General features: G+C 61.9%; 2 protein-coding genes and 1 riboswitch. Both genes read right to left on the bottom strand.

Features of this window, described 5'->3' with window-relative positions; genetic code table 11:
* Nucleotides 1-258: 258 nt before the first annotated feature.
* Nucleotides 259-1,323, bottom strand: a complete 1,065-nt coding sequence (gene fba / locus ACWTU9_RS33035) for a class II fructose-bisphosphate aldolase (protein WP_023729260.1) — start codon at nt 1,321-1,323, stop codon at nt 259-261.
* A gap of 157 nt (nt 1,324-1,480) precedes the next feature.
* Nucleotides 1,481-1,954 carry a 6,7-dimethyl-8-ribityllumazine synthase gene (locus ACWTU9_RS33030; protein ID WP_455861986.1) on the bottom strand — a complete coding sequence of 158 codons (474 nt, stop codon included), beginning with the start codon at nt 1,952-1,954 and terminating at the stop codon, nt 1,481-1,483.
* A 77-nt stretch (nt 1,955-2,031) separates the two neighbouring features.
* Nucleotides 2,032-2,176, bottom strand: a riboswitch (FMN riboswitch).
* Nucleotides 2,177-2,307: the final 131 nt, after the last annotated feature.

Genomic DNA, 2,307 nt, shown 5'->3' with positions numbered 1-2,307 from the left:
GCAAAGCCTCCACAAAACTGAACTGACCGCTCGGCTTTGTCGTCATCGCAAAATCCCCGTTTCAAAAACAGGGAATCATATCCACCCAATTTTGCAACAGTCCCCTTGTGGGAGAAGGTGGATCGGCGCGATAGCGCCGAGACGGATGAGGGGTGTTCCAGGGAACACCAACGTCTCACTCCGCTGGAACACCCCTCATCCGACCTCGCTTCGCGAGGCCACCTTCCCCCACAAGGGGGAAGGGAAGGACGCGTCACCTCACCCAAACTTCGGATCGAGACTGCCAGACTTATACCGCTTGGCCATCTCGGCAACCGGCAGCGGCTTGATCTTCTGCGCGTTTCCAGCGGTGCCGAACTGCTCGAAGCGCTCCTTGCACAGCTTCCTCATCGCGGCCATGGCCGGGGTCAGATATTTGCGCGGATCGAACTCGCTCGGGTTCTCGGTCAGCACCTTGCGGATGGCGCCGGTCAGCGCCATTCGGTTGTCGGTGTCGATGTTGATCTTGCGCACGCCGTGCTTGATGCCGCGCTGGATCTCTTCCACCGGCACGCCCCAGGTCGGCTTCATCTGGCCGCCATACTTGTTGATGATCTCCTGCAGATCCTCCGGCACCGAGGACGAGCCGTGCATGACCAGATGCATGTTGGGCAGGCGGCGATGGATCTCCTCGATGACGTTCATCGCCAGCACGGCACCGTCCGGCTTGCGCGAGAATTTGTAGGCGCCGTGGCTGGTGCCCATGGCCACCGCAAGCGCATCGACATGGGTGTCCTTGACGAACTCCACCGCCTGCACCGGATCGGTCAAAAGCTGGTCATGGCTGATGGCGCCTTCGACGCCGTGGCCGTCTTCCTGCTCGCCGCCGCCGCTCTCCAGCGAGCCGAGCACACCGATTTCGCCTTCAACCGAGACACCGCCCCAATGCGCCATGTCGACGACGCGCCGGGTGATGCCGGAATTATAGGCATAGTCGGCCGGCGTCTTGCCGTCTTCCTTCAGCGAGCCGTCCATCATCACCGAGGTGAAGCCGTACTGGATCGCGGTGACGCAGGTGGCCTCGTTGTTGCCGTGGTCGAGATGCATGCAGACCGGGATGTCGGGGTGGATTTCGACCAGCGCGTCGATCAGCTTGGCCAGCACCACATCATTGGCGTAGGCGCGGGCGCCGCGGCTTGCCTGGAGGATGACCGGCGACTTGGTCTCCTCGGCCGCCTCCATGATGGCGAGGCCCTGTTCCATATTGTTCATGTTGAAGGCGGGTACGCCGTAGCCGTATTCGGCGGCGTGGTCGAGCAATTGTCTCAGTGTTATGCGAGCCACCCAATAGTCTCCCGTATCTGGTTTCAAGCGCAACGTCGCGGGCCGGCCGGTTGCCGGCCCGATGCTTCTGGCCGGATTTCGCCGGAACCGCAACCGTCAGCGGCCATCGAGGCCGCAATTCTTGTTGCAGGGCTGAAATCCGGCCATTTTCATTGGATCACGCCGCGATCAGCTCCCGCGCCGCCAGGATCTGCACGCAGGCATTGGCTGCTTCCTTGCCCTTGACGGTGAAGTGCTCGAAGAAGAAGCGGTGATGCTCGGCGCTGTCGTGATAATTGTGCGGCGTCAGCACCGCCGACAGCACCGGCACGCCGGTCGACAGCTGCACGTTCATCATGCCGTCGAGCACGGCGCCGGCCACGAAATCATGGCGATAGATGCCGCCATTGACGACGAAGGCGGTGCCGAGGATCGCGGCGTATCGGCCGGTCGCAGCCAGTGTCTTGGCGTGCAGCGGGATTTCGTAGGCGCCCGGTACGTCGAACACATCGACGGCGAAGCGCCCGCCGCCGAGCGTGCTGAGTTCCGCCTCGAAGGCCTGCACGCACTGGTCGACGATATCGGCATGCCAGCGCGCGCGAATGACGGCGATGCGGGTGGTTTCATAGTCTTTTGGGGTATGCTGATTCATGGGTCCATCCTTCCGTTTCGAACCAGAATCAGGACGCACGATACGAAATCCGGCCCGCGCGAGCGGTCCGTCTTCCGTTTCGTTCTCTTCCATCCGGACTGTGACCGTCGGCTCCGGAATTGCACCGGATCTGCTGACCCTCCTGTTGCCGGGAGGCGCTCGCGGGCTCGAGCCGAGGCTCTTACCGCCGGTGGGGACTTTCACCCCGCCCTGAGAACATTAACGGAGGGAGATATGGAGGGGTGGGAAGGTGCTGTCAATTGGCGACTAGCCAATCTCCCCCCTCGTGGGACTGTTGCAAAATTGGGTGGATATGATTCCCTGTTTTGAAACGGGGATTTTGCGATGACGAC

The sequence above is a fragment of the Mesorhizobium sp. 128a genome (genome assembly GCF_053848025.1).
The sequence above is the reverse complement of the archived record's forward strand: the minus strand, read 5'-3'. Positions and strand labels throughout refer to the sequence as shown.

Excerpts from the sequence above, each read along its gene's own strand:
- ACWTU9_RS33030 (WP_455861986.1), bottom strand. The coding sequence starts at position 1,954 with ATGAATCAGCATACCCCAAAAGACTATGAAACCACCCGCATCGCCGTC.